Here is a 1,252-nt window from a genome sequence, read left to right on the forward strand (position 1 = left end):
ATCTTCCTAAAAACTCTAATCCTCCATCCGGCAACCATTTCGCTAAATCTCCTGTCTTATATATTTTCTCCCCTTGTTTATATGGGTTGTCTATAAATTTTTCTCTTGTTAATTCTTCTCTATTAAAATATCCCCTTGCTAATCCATCTCCACCTATACACAATTCTCCTGCTACACCTATTGGTAACATTTTATTATTTTCATTCAATATATATATTTGTGTATTTGCTATTGGATGTCCTATTGTTATCCTTTCACCTTCTTTAATAAGCTTACACGTTGACCATATTGTTGTTTCTGTAGGTCCATATACATTATAAATTTTTAACCCCTTATAATTTCTTAATTCACCAACTAACTTTTCTGGTACTTCCTCTCCTCCAACTAGTACAACTTTCACTTTTTCCATTTCTTTTTTTATATTGTCATTTTCTATTAAAGCTTTTAGTCTTGATGGTGTACTTTGAATTATTTCAACACCACTTTTATTTATTCTTTCTGATAATTTATCAATATCTATATTCTCATCTTCACTTGATATTACTACCCTTAATCCATTTGTTAATGGTACTAATGTCTCTAATCCAAAGATATCAAAAGATATTGTTGTTATACATAATATACTTTCATATTTGTTAAAATCTATTGCATCAACCATTCCATGTATGAAATTATTAACTTGTTTATTCTCAATCATTACTCCCTTTGGATTCCCTGTTGAGCCTGAAGTGTATATTACATATGCTAAACTATCCTTAGAATTATTTGTCTTTAAATTTTCATCATCTACATCTAGATCCATTACTTCTTTAATATCTATTGTATTTTTATCAAAGCCTATCGTATCTATAAGTTCTTTTTCTCCTACTATTGTTTCTAGCTTTGAATCTCTTATTATATACTCTATTCTGTCTTTAGGATTCTTATAATCTATTGGTAAATATGCTCCCCCAGACTTTATAATTCCCACTATTCCAATTAACATTTCTAGAGATCTTTCTACCATTATTCCTACTATGGAATCCTCCTTAACTCCTCTCTCCCTTAATACTCTCGCTAACTTATTAGCCCTTTTATTTAATTCCCTATATGTTAAAGATTTTTCTCCAAATTCTATTGCAATTTTTTCTGGCGTTTTTTCTACTTGATCTTCAAACAACTCTTTTATTGTTTTTTCTTTCACATAATCTAATTTTGTATTATTAAATTCATCAATTAATATCTTTTCTTCTTCTGTTATTATATTAATTTC

At 28.5% G+C, this 1,252-nt stretch carries 1 protein-coding gene; it reads right to left on the bottom strand.

Translation table 11 applies throughout. From position 1 onward, the window contains the following. Positions 1–1,252: non-ribosomal peptide synthetase (locus tag J1C67_RS19340; protein ID WP_207253616.1), on the bottom strand; the 1,252-nt coding region annotated here is incomplete at both ends.

Source organism: Clostridium gasigenes (assembly GCF_017348895.1).
In the GTDB taxonomy this organism is placed as follows: Bacteria; Bacillota; Clostridia; order Clostridiales; family Clostridiaceae; genus Clostridium; species Clostridium gasigenes.